The organism is Lactobacillus equicursoris DSM 19284 = JCM 14600 = CIP 110162 (assembly GCF_001434815.1).
GTDB classification, from domain to species: Bacteria; Bacillota; Bacilli; order Lactobacillales; family Lactobacillaceae; genus Lactobacillus; species Lactobacillus equicursoris.
On record NZ_AZDU01000129.1, the window covers coordinates 1 to 560 of the forward strand.

Annotated in this window: 1 protein-coding gene; it reads right to left on the reverse strand. The window is 44.6% G+C overall.

The window, feature by feature from the left end:
• Nucleotides 1–548, reverse strand: a 548-nt coding sequence (locus tag FC20_RS09670) for a helix-turn-helix domain-containing protein (RefSeq protein WP_156402979.1), incomplete at its 3' end; no start/stop codon positions are given.
• Nucleotides 549–560: the final 12 nt, after the last annotated feature.

Below are 560 nucleotides of genomic sequence, written 5' to 3' on the forward strand. Positions count from 1 at the left end.
TCAATCTTCGGGTCTCGTTCATCGATACTACGGCCTAATTTACGCAGGTTTTGACGTACTTTGTGCTGCTTAGTACTTCGAGCAGTCTTCATAGGCAGATCGAGATTGATGATGCCTAGAAGCTTTTCATCAACGTACTTGTACAGAGTTTTGGTAGAGACGACCTCATCTTTAGTGAAGCCATCTATTGCCAATGCACGCCCGACACAAGCGTCTAAGGACCAGTCATCTTGGTGGAAATGCTTGACCACATACTCCATAAAGCGACGGTGCTTAAAGAACTCAATCTTACGCCCACAGTGCTTGCGGTTATCGTCATAAGCATCCTGTCCAGCCTTGGCGAAATAACGCTTCCTGTGGCTGTTTGGTGTGGTTATGGTGCCTCTTTTTAGCTCGTAACCGATAGAGCTAGGAGAGCAGTTTAGTTCTCTTGCAATAGCTCTGTTGGAGTATTTTCTCTCGTGCAGTGATTTGATTACTCTACGATCACCATAGGTGAAATGCTTACCCTTTTGCCGAGAATCTGTGATAGAATTTGAATGATCCATTTTGACCTCTTT